The following is a 20386-nucleotide window of genomic DNA, read 5'->3' as shown; positions in this document are numbered from 1 at the left end:
AATTTTTAAACAACTCAGTTGAGCGCTCGGCTCTAACTGCGGGACGCGTATTCTACACATCCGGGCTGCTGAATCAAGTGATTTTTTGCAGCTTTTTTTCGGTGATTTGAACTGCTCAAAGCGCTTTTCAAATCCCGGCAAGGTTGTTTCCACCCTTGCTTGAAGTGGTGCGCATTATAGCGACCTCTCCGTGCTTGGCAAGCTCTTTTTGAAGAAATTTTCTTAAGAAAATCAATTACTTGGAGCTGCCTTCCCACTGCTGCCTGAGCAGCGAGGAGGCGAACTATACGGACTTCAGGGAGGGCCGGCAAGCACTTTTTGGAAAAATATTTCAAAAAGATTTTTGCCTGAAAATTAGCCTGCAAAGACTGTAAGAAAGGGGGATGACGATGCCTGGTATCGAGGCCCTACTAAATGAGGGCCTCCCTGCTTGAAAAGTAGCTGACAAATTAACTCTACAAGCTTTTCCCTGAAGAAGCTTTTATAGTCCGATCTCCCTCTACAATGGTGCTTGTATCATGTGCACTTACCTGCTGGCCTTTATCCTTACTTCTCCGCTTACCTGTAACCGCCCAAGCGAGTAGTGCAAACCAGGCAATCCATGAAAGTATTGCGGGAACATTTGCTGCAAAGATCTTTGGGAAATGCTTTCGGTTAAAAAAAAATGCAACTATTGATGGCAAGAAACAAACCAGCAAAAAGAATGTAACAAAAATAAAACCTGTAAGCGCACTGACACCACTGAGGATTTCCAAGAAGCTAGTTACCAACTGATCAAGATCTGTAAACATATCCTTATTCCTAATTATTGATTGTTCTTTTTACAGTCCCGCCAGCAACCATTTCTTTACAGTTATTTTAGATATTTTTTCTGAAAACTCTTCAACACCATTTTTTCTCTTCCTGTACGTCTATATATGTAGACACTGTACAGAATCAGAAAAACGACAAAGCCCGAAAAAACAATGAGAACCTCCTGGGGATGGCGAATTAAGGGTTCTGTCGAACCACTATAAGCTCTTGCATAGCTCCATATACCGATCAAAAACATTTGTAGAAATAAAAAGAACCAGCTGAAATGAACCTCTCTACGTTTGCGCTTTAACCTGAGAAGCCCCAAATCTACATAAGCTTTTGCCGATTCCTCTAATGGAGCCCACAAGCCACGCCGATTGGTCATGGAGAACCCAACTGCCAAAGCAAGCATTGATAGCGCAAAAGCCAACCGTAAAATAACATCGGATTGATCTTTATTGAGTATCCCTACTACTACATAGATACCTACTCCTAACACTACAAGCCACTCAAAGGCTACCACTAATCGCATACGCCGTTCCTGACGACGCACCCACTTAAGGATTGCAGCTGGAACTTCTGTATTTACCGGCAGCTGCTTCCATATCTTTTCCAGCTCCAACCACTGCTTATCAGAATCTGTCCCTCTCACTTCTCACCTCCTGACAGACAAATATTTAGGCGCTCTTTAGCTCTGTTTAGCCGTACCGCAATATTGGATTCACCGATACCAAGCACCTCAGAAATTTCTGCATAGCTCAACCCCTCCAGACGAAGAATCAATGTTTGTCGTAGTCCCAAGGGTAACCGTTGCACGGCACGAACCAAGCGATCCGACTTTTGCTCAGCAGCCAAACGCTCAGCAGGGCCAGGCTGATGATCCTCTAACTCCAGTAATTCCTCTCCACAACTATTCTGCGGTTTTCGCCTGGTTATCTCTGTTACACAGCGATTCTGCGCAATGCGATATACAAACGTCTTAAGGCTGGCATCCCCCCGGAATGCGGGCAGAGCTCGCCATAACCCCAGCCAGATCTCCTGTAGTAGATCATCATGCTCAGCCCTGGAATGTACATAACTATGTACCACCCGAGAAATACCTTCAGCATATTCCTCTATTGCTTGTTGAAATAATTGATCCCGCGATTCCACCGGCTACTCCATCATCTATGTAAGATACTGTACCGGCGGCATCAAAAACCTTACAAAATGTTTTCAATATTTTTTGGGCTTACCTCTATCACTATTTCCGGGATAATGGATAGAGCTATTAGCTACTCTATTGCGCTACACTGGCACAACATTGCCACCAGCAACTAGGGTGCGCCTATGGCGAAATCTATTAACAAAGACCAGAAACTCGATAACCAGCTCTGCTTTAGCCTTTATTCAGCATCTCTTGCGATGGGCAAGATGTATAAACCCCTGCTTGAAAAACTGGGGATTACCTATCCGCAGTACTTATTGATGCTGGTTCTTTGGGAAGGAGATCAAATCACCGCTACGGAACTGAGTCAGCGCCTTGGGCAGGACAAGGGTGCCCTAACTCCAGTAATCAAGCGCCTGGAGAACCTCAAACTTATCAGCCGTCACCGCGACCCTGGGGATGAACGCAGGGTATTTATTGAGCTGACAACCAGCGGCAAGTCTATGCAAAAAGAGGCCGAGTCGATCCCAGAGAAGGTCTTACTGGCTTGCGGTCTTACCCGCCAATCTGCCAAGGTGCTTAGAGAGCAGATTGAAGTATTGCGCCAAAGCCTAAACCCATAGACCCCTTCGGCCCGTCAGGGGCCCCTTACCTCGTCTACCTTAGCAGTACCTATTGCCCTGATAGGCAAAAGTAATTATCGCAATAATAGTTATCGCAATAACATTTATTGGTGCCTCAGGTATGCCACTCACGGCCCCAAGGGCACTACCCCGATTTTTATGACAAATTCATGAGGAGACGATTATGCAAACCCTATATAAAGCCGTAGCAACTGCCAACGGAGGCCGTGAAGGCCAAGCCAAATCTTCCGATGGCCACCTGAGCGTAAAACTGTCCATGCCGAAGGAATTAGGCGGCTCTGGCGGCGAAGGGACCAACCCGGAGCAACTGTTTGCAGCCGGCTACTCAGCCTGCTTTATTGGTGCGATCAAATTCGTAGCCGGCAAGCAAAAGGTAAACGTATCCGATGAGACTACCGTGCGTGCGGAAGTTGGTATCGGCCCACAAGGCAATGGATTTGGCCTGGATATTGACCTCTATATCAATATTCCCGGGCTCGATCAGGCTACAGCTGAAAAAATTGCAAACACAGCTCACGAAGAAGTTTGCCCTTACTCCAATGCAACCCGCGGCAACGTCGATGTGCGCCTGCATATATCTGTTTGACAAGTTGCAGTAGCGAACTCTTCAGAAGGTGTTAGTAATGACAAAGCTTAGTATTGCAAAGCTTGCGGTCCCTCTTCTCTTTACTATTGGTGGTATCTCAGCTTTCGCCGCCATTTCTCCTGGTGTGGAACAAAATACGCAGAAATTCCTTAATGCACTGGCCCAAGGTGGTGGCAAGCCCATTGAGCAAATGTCTCCAAGAGATGCCCGCGCTGTTCTTATAGGTGCACAGCAGGGCGCAACACTCCCACCGGCAGATGTCTCCCATAGAATTATTCATGTGAGTGGTGAGAAAATTCGCTTAACCGTGGTTAAACCCAAAAACATCAAGGGCGAGCTACCTGTGTTTATGTATTTCCATGGTGGCGGATGGGTTCTGGGTGATTACCCCACACATGAACGCCTGATTCGTGATCTGGTAAACCGATCGGGCGCTGCAGCAGTTTATGTTGATTACACGCCCTCCCCGGAAGCAAAATATCCAACTGCTATTCATCAAGCTTATGCGGCGACTCAGTGGGTAGCAGATCATGGCAAGGAAATCGGAGTTGATGGATCACGTCTTGCGGTAGCTGGCAATAGCGTAGGTGGTAATATGGCAGCCGTCGTTTCCTTAATGGCTAAAAACAAGGGAACTCCGAAGCTCCGATTCCAGCTATTGTTATGGCCAGTTACGGATGCGAACTTTAATAATCAGTCTTACGAGGCGTTCGCTACAGATCACTTCCTGACTAAAAATATGATGGAGTGGTTCTGGGATAGCTACACGACTGACCCGAAGCAACGCGCTGAAATTTATGCATCGCCCCTGCGTGCCAGCATTCAGCAGTTACGCGGGTTACCACCCACAATGGTTCAAACTGCAGAAATGGATGTACTTCGGGATGAAGGAGAGGCCTATGCCCGCAAGCTGAATGAAGCAGGCGTAACTGTCACTGCTGTCCGCTACAATGGCATGATTCACGACTACGGTCTGTTGAATGTGTTGAGTGATATCCCTGCAGTACAGAATTCTTTGGATCAGGCCGGTGCTCAATTAAGGGACCATCTAAAATAAGGCCGGAACAGATAAAAGTAGCCTCCCAAAGAGGCTACTTTTTATGATCTTAAGTTGATATACGCGCTAAAGCTTCTATTTCGACCAAAGTATCCGGTGACGCCAATGATGCAACACCGATCCCAGTGATCGCCGGACGGACTGCGCCCAAATATTTTGTCAGTATCGGTACAATCTTAGGCATATACTCACTGAGCTCCCCTCTGATATAAACACGCAGCTGCAGCAGATTATTCACTGACGAATCTCCCTCAGTTAACACCGCTAATAGATTTTCAAACGCACTTTCTGTTTGGGCTTCAATATCTTTATTAACCACTTCATAGTCGGTATTCCAATCCACCTGACCGGAGATAAATATAAGGCCACTGATAACGTCCACTTTACCTTGAGACAGGCCAAAGGGCGCACCATCATATAGTGATTCAGGATTGATATTTAAAATATTCATAAATAAAACTCTGTAACCTGAAAAAAAGTACAGAGCAATACTAGGACTATGGACTTATCAGATCTATTGAGCCAGGCTTGTTACGGATACAAGCAATCTACTATTGATTAGCTCAAATAATTAACGGCTTTTTCCAGAACCCAACTGATCAGTGGGTCACTTTCAGCAGAGGGGTGAAACGCTGCGACGATTTCATAACCAGGAGGATATTTATCAAGGGGTATTTCATATAGTCCTTCACAAGGTAATAGGCGTGAAGGTATAAAACCCACCATATTGGTCTTCTTCAGATATTCCTTTGTTATAAAAAATGAAGGTGTAGAAATTGCAACATTTCTTTTTAAACCTTGCTTTTCAAGCCATCCATCAGCAGAACCGCGAAAACTGCCCACTCCAGGTGATGTGACGACAAAGTCGTAGTCCATTAGTTTTCTTATAGGTAGATAGTTTTCAAAGCTAATTTCCCTATTTGAAGATATACATAGGTATTTTTCTGTAGCCAGAGGTCGGGCAATCAATCCACTCGGAACGTACCCTTCAGAGGTGAAGGCAAGGTCAATCTCCCCCTGATGCATTTTTTGAGTAAGTGTCGTACTTTCAATATTTTTAATGATTACTTTTATTTTAGGCGCATACTCTCTGAGATCAGCAACTAACTCGCCAGTGACAAGAGTTTGTGCATAATCCGTTGCAGATATAACCAGCGTTCTTTCTGATTTGGTGAAGTCAATTGAGTCCGGCGCCGGCATCTCATTAAGCAATATTAGAATTTCACAGATTTTTGGTTCAATCAACTTTGCATAGCTGGTTGGTACCATGCCGTGCCCCGAGCGCACGAACAGAGCATCGCCGAGTATTGTTCGAATTTTCTTTAACTGTAGGCTCACAGCCTGCTGTGAAATATCTAAATTTTCGGCAACCAGGGATAAGTTTCTATACTTAAACAACGTATCCAGTAATTTGAGGTGCGAGATTTCCAGACTCTTAATCATATAAACGGTTCTAGGCACATCCTAGTTGGAATAAATTGTTAGGAGTTTATGAAAAATTCCAGCTCTGTCTTATAAATTCAATTTCTACTTTAAGAGCGCCTGTAGGAAAATTGTAACTATCCAGTGAGCTCTCTCATTACGGCAGGCCCTAGCACCTTAGAGCAGCCATGCGGTTAACAATTTGAAATCCTAGCCGGGCGGCAGTGCGAGCAGCATGATCTTCAATATCGAAATAAGGATTAAACTCAGCCATATCAGCAAGGCAAACTTTCTTGGAATCGATCACGGTATCAAGTAACACTTCCAACAAATCAAGTGACACCCCCCGGCCAGAGGGGGCACTTACAGCAGGCATCACTGCAGCAGGCAGAACATCCAGACACACAGTGAGATAGACAAAATCTACTCTATCGGTAAACGCGCGAATTTGCCCCTTTACCTTATCCAGGTTCCAGCTACTGATTTCCCGATCGCGGATTACCTCAGCACCCAGCTCACCTGCCCGGTTATACAGCGCTGGTGTATTGGCGTTATCAGCCGCACCGACACACAGATAATTAAAAGGGCGACCATTGATCTGGCACTGTTCAGCAATCTGGTAAAACGGCGTCCCCGATGACCCCTTTGGCGAGGGGATACGCAGGTCCAGATGCGCATCAAAATTAATAACCCCCAGGGTTTTGTCCCGCTGTTGTTCACGCATCCAGCGGGCGATACCTTGATAGCTGCCAAAAGCAATCTCATGACCACCACCCAAAACTAACGGGAAATGACCATTACCTAATAACTCATTTATCCGCGCCCCCAGTAACGCCTGACCAGACTCCAAGTCCTCACGCTCAACACGAACATTGCCTGCATCATAGAGAGGCAATTCAAAAGTGGCAGGCAGGTTAGCCATTGCCAGGCGCAGGATACGTGGGCCTTTGGCGGCACCGATGCGCCCTTTATTACGGCGAACACCCTCATCGGAGGCAAAACCGAGAATGGCGATCCCAGGAGGATTATCCAGCTGTAATGGTGTAACCCGTTGATGCCAACGCTCACCGGCGCGACCATCTTCGCTATCAGTGCGACCACTCCACAGGTGCATATCAGCCAGCTGTAACATCTCTACCTCCGAGAAAAATTTGCGCGGGCTTCAGCGCACCCACTTCATAAGCCAGCAGGTCTGGGGTATCCATCGGCCACAAAACCATATCAGCGCGTAGCCCCGGACGCAGCACGCCACGAGAGCAACAAAGTCCCAACGCTCGTGCCGCTGATCGGGTCACACCGGCAAGTGCTTCGGCAGGAGTTAGACCAAATAAGTTACAACCCATATTCATCATCAAACGCAAAGAGGCGATTGGACAGCTGCCGGGATTGAGGTCAGTGGACAGAGCCATGCACACTCCCGCCCCACGCAGCTTTTCAACTGGTGGGACCTGGGTCTCATGCAGGGTATAAAAAGCACCTGGTAACAATACCGCCACGGTACCGCTTTCAGCCATAGCCAATACATCGGCATCGCTGATGTATTCAATATGATCCACGGATAATGCGCCAGCCTTGGCAGCCATAGCCGTTGCGCCGGTACGAGCCAACTGTTCAGCATGTACCTTTACAGGTAAATCGAGTTTCTTTGCAGCATCAATTACCCGCTGACATTGGTCCACGGAGAAACCGATAGTCTCGCAAAACATATCTACAGCATCTGCCAGCTGCTCTCGCGCCACCGCTGGTAGTATCTGCTCACAAATCAGGTCAATATATTCATCAGGGCGACCATCGTATTCCGGTGGCAGGGCATGAGCTGCCAGGCAGCTGGTCACTATATTTACCGGATTATGTTGGGCCAGGCGGCGGGCGGTTCGCAGTTGCTTTAGCTCGGTATCCAGGTCGAGGCCATAACCGGATTTGATTTCTACCGTAGTAACCCCTTCGGACATCAATGCATGAAGGCGCGGTTCAGATAGTCGATATAACTGCTCGGCACTGGCTGCACGGGTGGCGCGCACTGTAGAAATAATGCCACCACCGGAGCGGGCCACTTCTTCATAGCTCTCTCCCCCCAGGCGGCGGGCAAACTCCCCGGCCCGATGACCGCCATAAACAAGGTGGGTATGGCAGTCGATTAGCCCTGGGGTCAACCACTGGCCCTCACCATCAATAACCTCGTCCGGGGTGCAGTCAGGTAATTCCCGGCGTGGTCCCAACCAGACAATCTTGCCGCCGGTTACCGCTACAGCAGCATCCTCCACAGCACCGTATGCACCCACTATCGAGGGGTCCATGGTGGCGGCATTCACATTCGTAATCAGTAGGTCACAGCGTTCTGTCATAAGCTTCTAGCGGCGCGCTTTTCCTTCTTAAACCATAGATGCCCGGCTGAGCTGCCAGGCAAAACCGAAGCACTCAGGATACAGACCATAGCCCCGGCTTGACAGTCATCATTTTGGCCACCATAGTAGCCAGAAATAGCTATTGTATATACAACCATATACAAGCATTCATTACACTGTACCTGAGTCTATGAATACTGCAAGCGAACCACGCTACGCGATGATTAAGCGCCATATCCGCCAACAAATTGAAATTGGCGCTTGGCCCGTCCACTTCCAGGTGCCCTCGGAGAACCAGCTGGCGCAAGAGTTTGGTGTCAGTCGTATGACAGCCAGGCGCGCCCTGAGCGAACTGACCGACGAAAGGGTACTGATGCGCTCCCAAGGGCTTGGCACTTTTGTTGCTGAGCCGGTGCCTGCCAGTTCCCTATTAGAAGTGCGCAATATTGCCGATGAGATTTCGGCACGCGGACACAGCTACAGCAACCGCATTTTGCTGGCACAGCAGTGTATGGCCAGCGCTGAAGTGGCGCGCGCCCTGGAAGTGCCCGAACAGGCCAAAGTTTTTCACTCCATTATTGTGCACTGTGATAACAGCCTGCCCATTCAATGGGAGGAGCGCTTCACCAATCCTGCATTAGCCCCGGAATACCTGCAGCAGGATTTCGCCCACACTACGCCCAACGCCTATCTTTCCAGGGTTGCACCTTTGACCGAGGCGGATACCACTGTTGAAGCGATCGCCGCAGAAGCATCCATTGCCTACGCATTGGAAATAGCTACCGGCGATGCATGCCTGCAGGTATGGAGACGCACCAAGAGCAGCGCCGGCACCGTGAGCTTTGCGCGCTTAGTACACCCGGGCAATCGCTACCGTCTGGGTGCACAACTGAGATTCTAGACACTGCTTTATCAAAAAAATCGCCGACTGGCCAAATAGCCAGCAATAAGGGCGCATGAAATTTAACTAATTCATTTTGCGAGGAATCCATGTCCACCGATAAACGTCACGACCCAAGTCGTAAAATCCGCGCTCCTCACGGCACCAAGCTCAATGCTAAAAGCTGGCTTACCGAAGCTCCCCTGCGCATGTTAATGAACAATCTGGATGCAGAAGTTGCAGAGCGCCCGGAAGATCTGGTGGTTTATGGTGGTATCGGCCGCGCAGCACGCGACTGGGAATGCTACGACAAGATTGTCGAAGTGCTAACGCGCCTGGAAGGTGATGAGACCCTGCTGGTACAGTCTGGCAAGCCAGTAGGTGTATTTAAAACCCATGCCGATGCGCCGCGAGTATTAATTGCCAACTCCAACCTGGTTCCCCACTGGGCCAACTGGGAACACTTCAACGAGCTGGATAAAAAAGGCCTGGCCATGTATGGCCAGATGACCGCCGGCTCCTGGATCTATATCGGCTCCCAAGGCATCGTACAGGGAACCTATGAAACCTTCGCAGCAGTGGCACGTAAACATTTTAACGGAGAAGCAAAAGGCAAATGGATTCTCACCGGCGGCCTCGGCGGCATGGGTGGCGCCCAGCCCCTGGCAGCCACTATGGCAGGCTTCTGCATGATCGCGGTGGAGTGCGATGAAACCCGTATCGATTTCCGTTTGCGCACTGGCTATGTAGACAGGAAAGCCACCAGTCTCGACGAAGCGCTGCAAATGGTTGAAGAGGCCATGGAAAAAGGCGAAGCCATTTCGGTTGGCCTGCTGGGCAACGCAGCCGATATTTTCCCGGAAATTGTGCAGCGCAATATTCTGCCAGATTCAGTTACCGACCAAACTTCCGCACACGACCCTTTAAATGGTTACCTGCCTAAAGGCTGGACCATGGAATACGCTGCAGAAATGCGGAAAAAAGACGAGGCCGCGGTGATAAAAGCGGCCAAGCAATCCATGGCAATCCAGGTGGAAGCCATGCTGGAGCTGCAAAAGCGCGGCGCCGCCACCCTCGACTACGGCAACAATATTCGCCAGATGGCCCTCGAAGAGGGTGTGGAAAATGCCTTCGACTTCCCCGGATTTGTACCCGCCTATATTCGTCCGCTGTTCTGTGAAGGCGTAGGTCCTTTCCGCTGGGCGGCCCTGTCCGGCAACCCGGAAGATATCTACAAGACCGATGCCAAAGTTAAAGAGTTGATCCCCGACAATCCGCAGCTGCATAACTGGCTTGATATGGCCCGTGAGCGCATTCATTTCCAGGGACTGCCCGCACGTATCTGTTGGGTTGGCCTGAAAGATCGTGCGCGCTTGGCTCTGGCATTTAACGAAATGGTCGCCAATGGCGAATTGGAAGCACCAGTGGTTATCGGCCGCGATCACCTAGACAGCGGCTCAGTGGCCAGCCCTAATCGCGAGACAGAGGCCATGATGGATGGCTCCGATGCTGTCTCCGACTGGCCGTTGCTAAACGCCCTATTGAATACCGCCTCCGGTGCCACCTGGGTATCCCTGCACCACGGTGGTGGTGTCGGCATGGGCTTCTCCCAACATTCAGGTGTGGTGATTGTCTGTGACGGCACCGAAGCTGCGCGCAAGCGTATCGAGCGTGTTCTCTGGAATGACCCTGCCACCGGCGTAATGCGCCACGCTGATGCCGGCTATGAAGTCGCGAAAAAATGTGCAAAAGAACAGGGCCTCGACCTGCCCATGCTGAAAGACTGATTTTTTACCGCAATAAAAATACCGCCGGTAGAAATCTCTTACGGCCCGAATAATTTTTTCGGGCTGGACGACCGGCGCCAGTGCAGTAAATATTTTTTGGTGAATTAATTTATGTATCAATTGGAAATCGATCCCGGCCAGTTAAGCCTTGCGCAACTGCGCCGCGTAGCTCGCGAGTCGGTGCAGCTGTCCCTGGCAAAAAGTGCCTACCCCGCTATCGAAGCTTCTGCCCACACCGTTGCCCAGGTAATTACCGAAGGCCGCACGGTATACGGTATCAATACCGGTTTTGGCCTACTCGCCAACACTCGCATTGAAAAGCACGACCTGGAAAACCTGCAACGCGCTATTGTACTGAGCCATGCCGCCGGCACCGGCAACTTTATGAGCGAAGCTACCGTACGCTTGCTGATGGTACTGAAAATCAACTCCCTGGCCCGCGGTTTTTCCGGCGTGCGCCCTCAGGTTATTGAAGCACTGATACAACTGGTTAATGCAGGCGTTTACCCTGCAATTCCCGAAAAGGGCTCTGTAGGTGCTTCAGGTGACTTGGCACCGCTGGCCCATATGAGTGTGGTACTGCTGGGCGAAGGTGAAGTATTTATTAAAGGCGTACGCAAGCATGCCCATGAGGGCCTGAAAGCCGCAGGCCTGGAGCCTATCACCCTGGCTCCCAAAGAGGGCCTCGCCCTGCTAAACGGCACCCAGGCTTCCACCGCCTTTGCTCTGCTCGGCCTGTTCGCCAGCGAGGATTTATTCGCCGGCGCACTGGTTACCGGTGCCATGACACTGGAAGCCGCCAAGGGCTCACGCCGTCCCTTCGACGACCGTATCCACAACGCCCGTGGCCAACAGGCACAGCGGGATGTCGCCGCCGTTTACCGCGACCTGCTCGGTGAAAATAGCCAGATCGGTGATTCACATCAGTTTTGCGAGAAAGTGCAAGATCCCTACTCCTTGCGCTGCCAGCCCCAGGTAATGGGCGCCTGTCTGCAACAAATGCGCTTTGCCGCTGAAGTGCTGCTGGCCGAAGCAAATGGTGTTTCCGACAACCCACTGGTATTTACCGACGAGAAAAACCCGGATAACTCTGACATTATTTCCGGCGGTAATTTTCACGCGGAACCAGTGGCCATGGTCGCCGATAACCTGGCGTTGGCACTGGCAGAAATCGGCTCGCTATCCGAACGCCGTATGGCCCTGCTGATCGACAGCAACTTGTCCGGCCTGCCCCCGTTCCTGGTGGAAAATGGCGGAGTAAACTCTGGCTTTATGATCGCCCAGGTTACTTCTGCCGCATTGGCCAGTGAAAATAAATCCATGGCACATCCTGCCAGCGTGGACTCCCTGCCCACTTCCGCAAACCAGGAAGACCACGTTTCCATGGCGACTTTTGCCGGCCGCCGCCTGCGGGAAATGGCCGACAATACCTGTGGTATTTTGGCTGTGGAATTACTCGCAGCTTGCCAGGGGTTGGATTTTCGCGCTCCATTAAAGTCCACAGAAAAACTGGAATCGGCGAAGACAAAACTGCGCGAGCGAGTGCCTTTCTATGATAAAGACCGTTACTTTGCTCCGGATATTGAAGATGCTAAACAGCTACTAAGCAGCGGCGCTTACCTCGATGCTGTAAGCCCGTTAGTACTGCCGAGCGCCAAATAATTTGATTTAGCTCCCGCAACCAGCAAGGCTGGCAGGAGCCTTTCTCACAAAATATCGGCGATATTCCATCCCGGTATTTTGTGAATATTTAGTGGTTTTACCCCCCTCCCCACCTTACCGTTTTTGCTCCAGACAACCGCCTCTCAGAAGTGGAACTTTCCATTCGTCTCATCTCATTACCAATTTGCCCGCCAATCCCCTACTAGAACATTTTTTTTACTTCATGATGATTTTTGCGACAAAAGTGCTAGGCTGATTATTAGACGTTTTACCCGCCAAAAGGCGTGGAGGTCTTGATGAAATCGCTGTCCAGAAGGCTGCTCTGTGGCTCTGGCTTTGCACTGGCAATCGCAGCGGGCGCTTCCCTCTCTGCTTGCAGTGGTTCCGGCTACCCATGTGGGAGTTACGATTGTTCAGCCAGTTATTACGGATACAGCCCTTATTACAGTAAGACCTATTACAACCTGCGTGGTCGCTATGCCCACTGTCACCCCGATGGCACTTGTCACAACGTGCAGCATTGTAATTTCTACTGGGACGGCAATTTCTACCGCCTGAGACCACCGGCAGTAGTGAACAGAGGCTTTCAGGTGCTTGATCCTCCCGACCCACGCTTCCGCGCCAGGCCCTATTAATCCCGAAATTTAGTGTTCGCCAGATTGGCACACACAAGGGGCTTGCCCCCTGTGGGCACGGCCTCTCCGGGGGGAAATTCCACTTACCGGAGAAAGCACTATGAATAGAGCTGTGAAGTCGGTGATTATCGCCGCCACGGTATGTGTGGGCCTCACCTTAGGGGCCTGTACAACCGGAGGTTATGGTGGCTATTACAGTGGGGGGGGAATCGCCTATACCTCCTCTTACGTATACCCTTACGCCACCCCCAACTACTACCCTTCAAGTAATATTTATGTCTCCTACCGAACGCCGGTTTACCAGTACTACCGGGCAACACCGCGCTACGGCTACTACTATGGCGGAGCCTACTCCTATTACCGTTCCCCCGCGCTCCGCGGAAATCCTCGCTATCGTGCGAGGTACTACTATCGTGGGCTGCCTTACTACAACCGCTTCTACTCTCCCAGACCATCCTACCTGCGTGTTCGCGCCTACCATGGCGGATATCGCGGCCACCGAGTGTATCGCAGCCATCGCGGGTATAGAGGACATCGCGGTTACAGAGGGCATCGCGGGTATCATCGCGTTCGTGGAGGGCATTACCGCGGGAGACGCTAATCATCCGCTGTTATAAAAATTTTTACCCCATCGGGATTTTTCCAAGTCCCGGTGGGGCACTTAAAAAGCGGGACAGACATTGGTCTTTAAAGTGAACACAACCCTGAAATCTGGGCCTCAAAAAACCAATACTCTAGAAATTGAAAGTTTCGACAAGCTATCTTCACCTCATCACTTGCGATAAGTGTCGCCACAATTTACAAAATGTCGCTTATTTCCTCACTTTGACATTTATTCCCTCTAATCTGAGAAAAGACACATCACAAGCTTGTGCAACTCATTGCAAGTCAAGAGGTAACTGCGGTGCAGAAATTACTACTGCTTCTGCTTACCGTGGCCCTGGCAACAGGAGTTGCCGGTTGTTCGACAACCGCGCCCAAGGGAAGCCCCAAGTCATTGTCCTTGAACGGGCAAAAATTTCACTGTGTAGAGCAGGAATTGGAAACTAAAACCCTGGTGCGTTGTAGCCGCTCCGGCTAAAAATAGATTTAAATACTCCGATTTTTATTTAAATTTGAAATTTACAGTTGAGTAAGATGAGCTTTACTCAACGCGAACAACCCGCAGGGTATCTGTGTGACCACCAATATCCTGTTGATAGCCTCGCGAAACCAAAACAAAATCTCCTGGCATTAACAGCTTCCTCTGCTTCAGGTGGCCTATTGCCTTTTGGTCCCTGGAGGGTCCATCCATGCCCGCAACTGCCATCAATACCGGATCGACGCCCCGGTAAAGCGCCACACGGTTACAGATACGGCGGTGTCGGCAAAAGGCATAAATGGGGATTACCGAACGGACCCGTGACATCAGTAGAGCAGTATTTCCGGTTTCGGTCTGGCAGATAATCGCCTTGATATCCCTGCAATGATTCGCAATGGTAATAGCAGCCACAGCAATACAAGCATCACCAGCCGGATAATTACCACGTAAAATATCTGAGGGCCTCTGGGTAGCACGGTGTTTTTCCGCCCCAATAATCACCTCAGCCATATGCCGCACTGTCTCCACCGGGTAACGACCGCTGGCAGTTTCCGCCGAGAGCATTACCGCATCAGTACCATCCAGGACAGCATTGGCAACATCACACACTTCGGCCCTTGTCGGCACTGGGTTGGAAATCATCGACTCCATCATTTGAGTAGCGGTGATTACTGTGCGATTCAGGTAGCGCGCAAATTTAATCAGGTGTTTTTGTACCCCCATTAACTCCGCATCGCCAATCTCTACCGCCAAGTCACCGCGTGCCACCATTATTGCGTCGCTTGCCAGGATTAATTTTTCCAAATGCGCATCACTGGAAACCGCTTCAGCACGCTCTATTTTGGCGATGATTTGGGAAGTGCCGCCAGCCTGTTGCAGGAGTTCCCGCGCCCGGTGAATATCCTGAGCCTCACGGGGAAAGGAAACAGCCAGGTAATCCAGTTGCAACTCCGCGGCTACCTGAATATCCCGCAGGTCTTTTTCAGTCAAGGCCGGGGCTGTGAGTCCTCCACCTTGTTTATTAATCCCTTTGCGATCCGAAAGCCAGCCCCCTGACTCCACTTCAGTAATAACTTCAGTGCCTTCGATTTTTTTTACTCGCAAACTGAGGCGACCATCGTCCAATAAGAGGCAATCGCCGAGGACACAATCCTGTGCTAACTGGGGATAATCCACCGATACCCCATTGGCATCGCCACCCGCATCCGCTCGGTTGGGGTCGAGGACAAATTCCGAACCGCTCTCCAGTAAAACTCGACCATCGCCAAATTTGCCCACCCGAATTTTAGGTCCCTGCAAATCACCGAGAATCGCAACATGACACCCCTGCCGCGCCGCCTCAGCACGAACCTGTTCGGCCCGGCGGCGGTGATCTGCGGAAACACCATGGGAAAAATTGAGGCGTACCATATTGACTCCCTCCGCAATCAACTGGCAGAGGGTATCGCTCTGGTCACTCGCGGGACCGAGTGTGGCGACAATTTTCGTGCGTCTGATCATGTCTGTATTTATCCGCAAATCCCTACCCCCATCTCAGTGGAAGCATAGCTTGTCACTCCTGTCGACTCCCTATCGCAGGCAATTACTAGGCTTATATATGAGGCAGATTCCGGCTGGATATATTGGACAAAGCGGGAAAACGAAAATCGGAATAAGGGAGTTATTCGCCAATGAGCAGGTTGGTGCAAATATGGCTACTGGGAGCCCTGCTGGTAATTGGCGGATGCCTGGCAACCGGTTCGGAGGAAGCAAGAGTCATACAAAATGCGGGGAACCCGCAGAGTGTATGCGGTAAAAAGTGGCAGTTGGTGCGCCTGCGAGTTAACGGGGCCGCTATCCCGGTACAAAAACCGGAAAACTTCACATTCCTGTGCAACCCCGATGGCAATGTAATGGGCCGCAGCGGCATCAATACCTATCGTGGGGAATTACAAATTACGGCCAACGGCCAGATGTTGTGGGACACCTCCAGCTTTGTATCTACCAAAATGGGCGGTCCACCCCAGCTGCTGCAACAGGAACATACTTACCTGCGGGCGCTCTCCGGCACCCGCCAAGCTTTTACCAAATCCCGGGGAAAACGCCTGATCCTGCGCGATGCTTCCGGTGATATATATATTGAATATGTCCGTGCAGGACCTTGAACGCCACCACAGACCACTGGTAGTTTTTACGATTAAATGTCGCAATACTTACGAGAACGACATCATGCCGCGAGATCACTTACGCTTGCAGCTTATGATTCCAAGCCTGCTCGCCCTGCTTCTTTCCGGGTGTATGTCCTTTGACGCCCCCAGTGAACCCCAGCCTCTCCGACATTCAGCCTGGTCTGCCTGTAATCACGAGTGGGTTCTGTCCAGTCTGAAAGATGGCGAACATACCTATGAGTACCTACTCATATGGCGGAAATTTTGGCGCGAAAGACCTTTTTTCACCTGTGACCGCTTTGGTTTTGTACGCGGAAGCGGCGGTGTAAACCCCTACCTGGGACGCTTTTCCCTGGAGAGCAACGGTGCTCTGTCCTGGTCAACAGTCCCGGCCATCTCACGTAAAGGCCGGGCCCATCCCAGTGATGAGCTGGAGGCCGACTACCTGAAGGCACTGCGCAAAGCCCGACTCCTCGAAGTCGTTGGGGACAAATTGATTATGAGTAGTCGCGACAGCAATACCCGGCTCGAATTTAATCGGGTTGATGAAATCATGCGCTAAGATCACTCTACACAAAGGTTACAAGCATAAAAAAGGCGACCCAAAGAGTCGCCAATATTACAATCAAGAAGAATCAAAAAGATGAGTCAGATGCGCATTCGCTTAAGAAAGCCTCTATGCCGCGCATCATACTTTCAAAAAGTGACAAAAACATGACCACGGCGCACCTACAAACGGCGACGCTGGTGCCTCTCCAGGTTTTCCTGCCGCTTGCGCTCACTCTTGCGTAGTAACAAATAGGTCGCACCCATACCACCATGTTGCTTCTGCGCACTGTGGAAAGCTAGAACCTCATCCAGTTGCGGCAACCAGTGATTGATACAGCTTTTCAAAAGCGCCGGCTGCTTACGTCCCTCCCCTTTTCCATGAGTGATCAGGGCACAGCGTACGTCCGCCTCCACACAATCCCGCACAAATTCCACGACGATACTACGCGCCATCTCCACAGAGTGGCGATGCAAATCCAGGCGAGCATCCACTGTGTACTTACCCAGACGCAAATTGCGGAATACCCCGTTTTGCACCCCATCCCGCTTAAACTCAATAGGGTCCCAGGGTGCCACCAGCTCAACATACTCGCCGGAGAGGGGGTTCATTTCGCGCTCAGTCTTGCGAGTGGCCGCAGCGCGGCGCTCACGCAGGATTTGCTCAGGTGTTTCACCTTCCTTGCGCAATGTCACCCGGCGCTCCTGCACCAGTGGTTTAACCCCCCCCAGTTCACCGAGGGCGTCTTTAAATAACTTGCTGTCGCTGCTCACGAAATACCCCCTGCCAGCGTCAGTCTAGAAATAAATCCTTAGTTAATTCCCCCGCATTGGACGGGTTGTGAGCATAGTCGGTGAAGTCCTTTACACCGCGCTCCACCAGAAGCTCTTCATCGATTAACTGGCGTCCAGTAAGAGCACCTTTCTCAGTCGCCAGTATTTCGTAAGCAGCATCCGCCATGATCGCCGGTTTGCGGCTCTGTTCAAACATCTCGCGGTTGCCCACCGCGAATTCGATTGCCGCAGTAGCCACCAGCGTACGCGGCCATAAAGTATTCACGCTAATTCCCGCCTCACGCAGCTCTTCAGCCAACCCCAAACTCAGGATGGTCATACCGAATTTGGAAAGGGCATAGGGGGCAAAGGGCCCCAACCACTTGGGCTGTAAATTCAGCGGGGGGCACAAGCTGAGAATATGGGCGTTGTCAGACTTCTTAAGGTAGGGAATTGCCAGGTGAGCCGTCAGATACACTGCGCGACTGTTGATGTTCTGCATCAGGTCGTAGCGCTTGGGCGGGGTGGACTCTACATTGGTCAGGTTGATCGCGCCGGCGTTATTGATCACCGCGTCAATACCCCCAAACCTGTCTGCAGCCTGAGCCATCGCGTCCTGAACCCGCTGCTCATCACGCACATCCACCTGCAGGGCCAAGGCCTTGCCACCAGAGCCCTCAACCTCCTGGGCGACCGAGAAGATGGTGCCGGGCAGCTTTGGATGTGGTTCTGCCGACTTGGCAGCAATCACAATGTTTGCGCCGTCCGCTGCGCACTTCAGCGCTATAGCACGACCAATACCTCGGCTGGCGCCGGTGATAAAAATGGTCTTGTCCTTAAGTGCCCCTGTATTCTCTGTCAGGGTTACAAACTCTTCACTCATATTCCTCAGCCTCCGGGGCAATAACTGCCGGACTGTAAATTTCCTTGAAGATCGCCGGCATACGTTTCGGCCTACCACTGGACAGCTCGATGCACACCATCCGCCACTGGGCCCGCAATACCAGTGCCCCATCGGCGGCGCGAAAGACTTGAAAGCGGCGGGTCATATTCAGGCGCCCATCCACTTCTGTCAGCCAGGTGCCAAATACCAGTTCATCCCCCTCTCTCGCCGCCAGTATATAGTCATACTCTCCGTGGCGAATGGCCATTCCCCGGTCGAGATCCTGGTAATTCGTGACATCTAATCCCAATTCAGCACTGTGAGCCCAGGCTGTAGCTTCACACCAGTGCACATATTCCGCATTGTTGGCATGGCGCAGGCCATCTACATGGTGTGTACCTACGGTCACTCTGCGCGTAAAGGGTGTCGGTAAATCCCACTGCATAAGCAACTCCCAGCAATTCTTTAGGTTCTTATGGGAACAGAAATTCCATCACTCGCCCAGAGGGCAAGTTACAGGTATAAAAAAAGGCCCCCTCAGGGACCTTTTTGACAAGTGACGTGTGATTATGCGTCAGCTTGTGCACCTTCGGCCTGCTTCTGGGCCTGATCCAGCGCCTGGGCGAACAGCGCATCAAAGTTAACCGGCGGCAGCATCAGGGCCGGGAAAGAACCTTTAACTACAGCGTTGTCGATCACTTCGCGGGCGTAGGGGAACAGGATTTGCGGGCAGGCAGTATTCAGTGCCTGGGCCAGCTGCTGACCTTCCAGGCCTTTAATGCCAAACAGGCCGGCTTGTTTTACTTCCACCAGGAAGGCGGTGTCTTCTTCCAGCTTCACAGTGATAGTCAGAGTGAGCGCAACCTCATACAGGTCTTCATCAACCTTGGCGGTCTTGGTGTTCAGCTCCTGGTTAACCTGGGGCTTCCACTGTTTCTTGAAAACCTCGACACCCATGGGAGTCTCGAAGGAGAGGTCCTTCAGGTAGATACGCTGCATCGCGAATTGTACTTGTGGAGCCTCTGCGTTTGCCGCGCCGTTTAATTCTTCAGCCATGTTACAGCCTGTTCTTTATAAAGTTTATTGATGCCTTCCGTGAGAAAGACTCCCTGTATGAGTCTTCAGATTGGGGCCTGAAAATACCGTTTCAAGGCCCGGTACGGATAAATAGCAAAAACCTGCCGCCGCATGTGGCCCACGGCGACAACCTTTTTCAGCCAGTGGATTTCAGTAACTTATCCAACTTGCCAGCGCGCTCCTGCGCCATCAAATCGTCGCAACCTCCCACATGAACATCGCCAACCCAAATCTGCGGCACTGAGCGGCGCCCCGCTTTAGCCGCCATCTGCGCACGCAGTTCCGGTTTATTATCCACCGCGATCTCGCGATAGCTCACGCCCTTGCTGTCGAGTAGTTGCTTGGCACGAATACAGTAGGGACAGAAACGGGTGGTGTAGATGACTACATCCTGCATAACAAAACTCCGCCAAATGCTATCAAAACAAGCTACCGATCTAACTCTTTCCCTTGACCAATGGCAGGTTCTGGTTGCTCCACTCACTCATGCCACCCTGCAGGCGGCGCACCTGGAAGCCTTTTTGTTTCAACATACGCCCTACAGGCCCTGCGTGCTGACCCATTTTGTCCGCGACAATAATGACCTTATCTTTAAAAGGCTCCAGCTCAGCAATGCGCTCAGCCACGTCCCCGTGGGGGATATGCAGGGCATCGACGATATGCCCGTCAGTGAATTCACTGCGATCGCGCACATCCAGCACCTTGGCCCCATCGCTGTTAATCAGCCGGGTAACTTCATGCATGGATACCGGTACACCGGCCTTATAGCGCTCGCTCAGAACCAGCGCATAGAGCAATGCCACGAGCAGGCCAACCAGCAGCCATTGCTCACTCAAAAAGACGAAAAAATCCACTCCGCCCCCAAAATCCTTAGTGGTTATCGTTACGGCGCTGCTGCGCCAAAGCTGGCGGGAGTAT

Annotated in this window: 25 protein-coding genes; 11 read left to right on the top strand and 14 right to left on the bottom strand. The window is 51.1% G+C overall.

Features of this window, described 5'->3' with window-relative positions; genetic code table 11:
- Positions 1-455: 455 nt before the first annotated feature.
- From ABWV76_RS10600 to ABWV76_RS10590, 3 genes are all read right to left on the bottom strand, one after another.
- Complete coding sequence (locus tag ABWV76_RS10600; RefSeq protein ID WP_353375924.1) at positions 456-791, bottom strand: superinfection immunity protein; 336 nt, start codon at positions 789-791, stop codon at positions 456-458.
- A gap of 62 nt (positions 792-853) precedes the next feature.
- Positions 854-1447 (bottom strand): hypothetical protein, encoded by a 594-nt coding sequence (locus ABWV76_RS10595; RefSeq protein ID WP_353375923.1) that lies wholly within the window; start codon positions 1445-1447, stop codon positions 854-856.
- The gene (locus ABWV76_RS10590) at positions 1444-1947 is read right to left on the bottom strand and encodes an RNA polymerase sigma factor (RefSeq protein ID WP_353375922.1); all 504 of its coding nucleotides are present in this window, start codon (positions 1945-1947) and stop codon (positions 1444-1446) included. The genes ABWV76_RS10595 and ABWV76_RS10590 overlap by 4 nt, the downstream gene beginning before the upstream one ends.
- 177 nt (positions 1948-2124) lie before the next feature.
- On the opposite strand from ABWV76_RS10590, the gene ABWV76_RS10585 reads away from it, so the two are divergent.
- From ABWV76_RS10585 to ABWV76_RS10575, 3 genes are all read left to right on the top strand, one after another.
- Positions 2125-2565 carry a MarR family winged helix-turn-helix transcriptional regulator gene (locus ABWV76_RS10585; protein WP_282952151.1) on the top strand — a complete coding sequence of 147 codons (441 nt, stop codon included), beginning with the start codon at positions 2125-2127 and terminating at the stop codon, positions 2563-2565.
- A 184-nt stretch (positions 2566-2749) separates the two neighbouring features.
- Complete coding sequence (locus ABWV76_RS10580) at positions 2750-3172, top strand: organic hydroperoxide resistance protein (protein WP_020414097.1); 423 nt, start codon at positions 2750-2752, stop codon at positions 3170-3172.
- 37 nt (positions 3173-3209) lie between these two features.
- Complete coding sequence (locus tag ABWV76_RS10575) at positions 3210-4229, top strand: alpha/beta hydrolase (RefSeq protein ID WP_353375921.1); 1020 nt, start codon at positions 3210-3212, stop codon at positions 4227-4229.
- A 49-nt stretch (positions 4230-4278) separates the two neighbouring features.
- On the opposite strand, the gene ABWV76_RS10570 is transcribed toward ABWV76_RS10575, so the two are convergent.
- The 4 genes from ABWV76_RS10570 to hutI all read right to left on the bottom strand — a co-directional run bounded on the left by ABWV76_RS10570 (position 4279) and on the right by hutI (position 7996).
- Positions 4279-4680 carry a RidA family protein gene (locus ABWV76_RS10570; protein WP_353375920.1) on the bottom strand — a complete coding sequence of 134 codons (402 nt, stop codon included), beginning with the start codon at positions 4678-4680 and terminating at the stop codon, positions 4279-4281.
- Positions 4681-4787: 107 nt separating this feature from the next.
- Positions 4788-5672, bottom strand: coding sequence for a LysR family transcriptional regulator (locus tag ABWV76_RS10565; RefSeq protein ID WP_020414094.1), 885 nt, complete (start codon positions 5670-5672; stop codon positions 4788-4790).
- Positions 5673-5820: 148 nt separating this feature from the next.
- Entirely contained in the window at positions 5821-6783 is a 963-nt protein-coding gene (gene hutG / locus ABWV76_RS10560) for a formimidoylglutamase (RefSeq protein WP_020414093.1), read from the bottom strand.
- Complete coding sequence (gene hutI / locus ABWV76_RS10555) at positions 6767-7996, bottom strand: imidazolonepropionase (protein ID WP_020414092.1); 1230 nt, start codon at positions 7994-7996, stop codon at positions 6767-6769. Before hutI ends, hutG begins: the two co-directional genes overlap by 17 nt.
- A gap of 190 nt (positions 7997-8186) precedes the next feature.
- Here hutI and hutC point away from each other — a divergent pair, with 190 nt between their 5' ends.
- The 6 genes from hutC to ABWV76_RS10525 all read left to right on the top strand — a co-directional run bounded on the left by hutC (position 8187) and on the right by ABWV76_RS10525 (position 14041).
- Positions 8187-8897 (top strand): histidine utilization transcriptional repressor HutC, encoded by a 711-nt coding sequence (gene hutC, locus ABWV76_RS10550; RefSeq protein ID WP_026305168.1) that lies wholly within the window; start codon positions 8187-8189, stop codon positions 8895-8897.
- A gap of 89 nt (positions 8898-8986) precedes the next feature.
- The gene (hutU, locus tag ABWV76_RS10545; RefSeq protein ID WP_353375919.1) at positions 8987-10663 is read left to right on the top strand and encodes a urocanate hydratase; all 1677 of its coding nucleotides are present in this window, start codon (positions 8987-8989) and stop codon (positions 10661-10663) included.
- A 111-nt stretch (positions 10664-10774) separates the two neighbouring features.
- Positions 10775-12325, top strand: a complete 1551-nt coding sequence (gene hutH, locus ABWV76_RS10540; RefSeq protein WP_020414088.1) for a histidine ammonia-lyase — start codon at positions 10775-10777, stop codon at positions 12323-12325.
- 296 nt (positions 12326-12621) lie between these two features.
- Positions 12622-12960: a hypothetical protein gene (locus ABWV76_RS10535; RefSeq protein WP_020414087.1), complete on the top strand. Its 339-nt coding sequence runs from the start codon at positions 12622-12624 to the stop codon at positions 12958-12960.
- Between the two features lie 100 nt (positions 12961-13060).
- Complete coding sequence (locus ABWV76_RS10530) at positions 13061-13561, top strand: hypothetical protein (RefSeq protein WP_353375918.1); 501 nt, start codon at positions 13061-13063, stop codon at positions 13559-13561.
- Between the two features lie 303 nt (positions 13562-13864).
- Positions 13865-14041, top strand: coding sequence for a hypothetical protein (locus ABWV76_RS10525; RefSeq protein ID WP_020414085.1), 177 nt, complete (start codon positions 13865-13867; stop codon positions 14039-14041).
- Between the two features lie 63 nt (positions 14042-14104).
- Here the strand turns inward: ABWV76_RS10525 and pyk are convergent, their stop codons facing one another.
- Entirely contained in the window at positions 14105-15541 is a 1437-nt protein-coding gene (pyk, locus tag ABWV76_RS10520) for a pyruvate kinase (RefSeq protein WP_353375917.1), read from the bottom strand.
- 170 nt (positions 15542-15711) lie between these two features.
- Here pyk and ABWV76_RS10515 point away from each other — a divergent pair, with 170 nt between their 5' ends.
- The gene (locus ABWV76_RS10515; RefSeq protein WP_020414083.1) at positions 15712-16185 is read left to right on the top strand and encodes an META domain-containing protein; all 474 of its coding nucleotides are present in this window, start codon (positions 15712-15714) and stop codon (positions 16183-16185) included.
- Complete coding sequence (locus ABWV76_RS10510; protein WP_020414082.1) at positions 16166-16750, top strand: META domain-containing protein; 585 nt, start codon at positions 16166-16168, stop codon at positions 16748-16750. Before ABWV76_RS10515 ends, ABWV76_RS10510 begins: the two co-directional genes overlap by 20 nt.
- Before the next feature lie 167 nt (positions 16751-16917).
- Here ABWV76_RS10510 and smrA read toward each other — a convergent pair whose 3' ends face one another.
- The 6 genes from smrA to ABWV76_RS10480 form a co-directional block, all read right to left on the bottom strand.
- Entirely contained in the window at positions 16918-17508 is a 591-nt protein-coding gene (gene smrA / locus ABWV76_RS10505) for a DNA endonuclease SmrA (protein WP_020414081.1), read from the bottom strand.
- Between the two features lie 19 nt (positions 17509-17527).
- A complete protein-coding gene (locus tag ABWV76_RS10500) occupies positions 17528-18391 on the bottom strand; it encodes an SDR family oxidoreductase (RefSeq protein WP_353375916.1) in 864 nt (287 codons plus the stop codon).
- Entirely contained in the window at positions 18384-18836 is a 453-nt protein-coding gene (locus ABWV76_RS10495; protein WP_020414079.1) for an acyl-CoA thioesterase, read from the bottom strand. The genes ABWV76_RS10500 and ABWV76_RS10495 overlap by 8 nt, the downstream gene beginning before the upstream one ends.
- 122 nt (positions 18837-18958) lie before the next feature.
- Positions 18959-19447: a protein-export chaperone SecB gene (gene secB, locus ABWV76_RS10490; protein ID WP_020414078.1), complete on the bottom strand. Its 489-nt coding sequence runs from the start codon at positions 19445-19447 to the stop codon at positions 18959-18961.
- Between the two features lie 157 nt (positions 19448-19604).
- Positions 19605-19865, bottom strand: coding sequence for a glutaredoxin 3 (gene grxC / locus ABWV76_RS10485; RefSeq protein ID WP_020414077.1), 261 nt, complete (start codon positions 19863-19865; stop codon positions 19605-19607).
- Between the two features lie 40 nt (positions 19866-19905).
- Entirely contained in the window at positions 19906-20322 is a 417-nt protein-coding gene (locus ABWV76_RS10480) for a rhodanese-like domain-containing protein (protein WP_282952137.1), read from the bottom strand.
- Positions 20323-20386: the final 64 nt, after the last annotated feature.

Origin of the sequence: Microbulbifer sp. NBRC 101763, assembly GCF_040371615.1 — a bacterium.
Lineage (GTDB): Bacteria > Pseudomonadota > Gammaproteobacteria > Pseudomonadales > Cellvibrionaceae > Microbulbifer > Microbulbifer variabilis.
Note: the sequence above shows the minus strand (reverse complement) of the source record. Positions and strands in the feature narration are given on the sequence as shown.

Coding starts and splice junctions, on each gene's coding strand:
- ABWV76_RS10600 (WP_353375924.1), bottom strand. CDS start 791: ATGTTTACAGATCTTGATCAGTTGGTAACTAGCTTCTTGGAAATCCTC.
- ABWV76_RS10585 (WP_282952151.1), top strand. CDS start 2,125: ATGGCGAAATCTATTAACAAAGACCAGAAACTCGATAACCAGCTCTGC.
- ABWV76_RS10580 (WP_020414097.1), top strand. CDS start 2,750: ATGCAAACCCTATATAAAGCCGTAGCAACTGCCAACGGAGGCCGTGAA.
- ABWV76_RS10575 (WP_353375921.1), top strand. CDS start 3,210: ATGACAAAGCTTAGTATTGCAAAGCTTGCGGTCCCTCTTCTCTTTACT.
- ABWV76_RS10570 (WP_353375920.1), bottom strand. CDS start 4,680: ATGAATATTTTAAATATCAATCCTGAATCACTATATGATGGTGCGCCC.
- ABWV76_RS10565 (WP_020414094.1), bottom strand. CDS start 5,672: ATGATTAAGAGTCTGGAAATCTCGCACCTCAAATTACTGGATACGTTG.
- hutG (WP_020414093.1), bottom strand. CDS start 6,783: ATGTTACAGCTGGCTGATATGCACCTGTGGAGTGGTCGCACTGATAGC.
- hutI (WP_020414092.1), bottom strand. CDS start 7,996: ATGACAGAACGCTGTGACCTACTGATTACGAATGTGAATGCCGCCACC.
- hutC (WP_026305168.1), top strand. CDS start 8,187: ATGAATACTGCAAGCGAACCACGCTACGCGATGATTAAGCGCCATATC.
- hutU (WP_353375919.1), top strand. CDS start 8,987: ATGTCCACCGATAAACGTCACGACCCAAGTCGTAAAATCCGCGCTCCT.
- hutH (WP_020414088.1), top strand. CDS start 10,775: ATGTATCAATTGGAAATCGATCCCGGCCAGTTAAGCCTTGCGCAACTG.
- ABWV76_RS10535 (WP_020414087.1), top strand. CDS start 12,622: ATGAAATCGCTGTCCAGAAGGCTGCTCTGTGGCTCTGGCTTTGCACTG.
- ABWV76_RS10530 (WP_353375918.1), top strand. CDS start 13,061: ATGAATAGAGCTGTGAAGTCGGTGATTATCGCCGCCACGGTATGTGTG.
- pyk (WP_353375917.1), bottom strand. CDS start 15,541: ATGATCAGACGCACGAAAATTGTCGCCACACTCGGTCCCGCGAGTGAC.
- ABWV76_RS10515 (WP_020414083.1), top strand. CDS start 15,712: ATGAGCAGGTTGGTGCAAATATGGCTACTGGGAGCCCTGCTGGTAATT.
- ABWV76_RS10510 (WP_020414082.1), top strand. CDS start 16,166: ATGTCCGTGCAGGACCTTGAACGCCACCACAGACCACTGGTAGTTTTT.
- ABWV76_RS10500 (WP_353375916.1), bottom strand. CDS start 18,391: ATGAGTGAAGAGTTTGTAACCCTGACAGAGAATACAGGGGCACTTAAG.
- ABWV76_RS10495 (WP_020414079.1), bottom strand. CDS start 18,836: ATGCAGTGGGATTTACCGACACCCTTTACGCGCAGAGTGACCGTAGGT.
- secB (WP_020414078.1), bottom strand. CDS start 19,447: ATGGCTGAAGAATTAAACGGCGCGGCAAACGCAGAGGCTCCACAAGTA.
- grxC (WP_020414077.1), bottom strand. CDS start 19,865: ATGCAGGATGTAGTCATCTACACCACCCGTTTCTGTCCCTACTGTATT.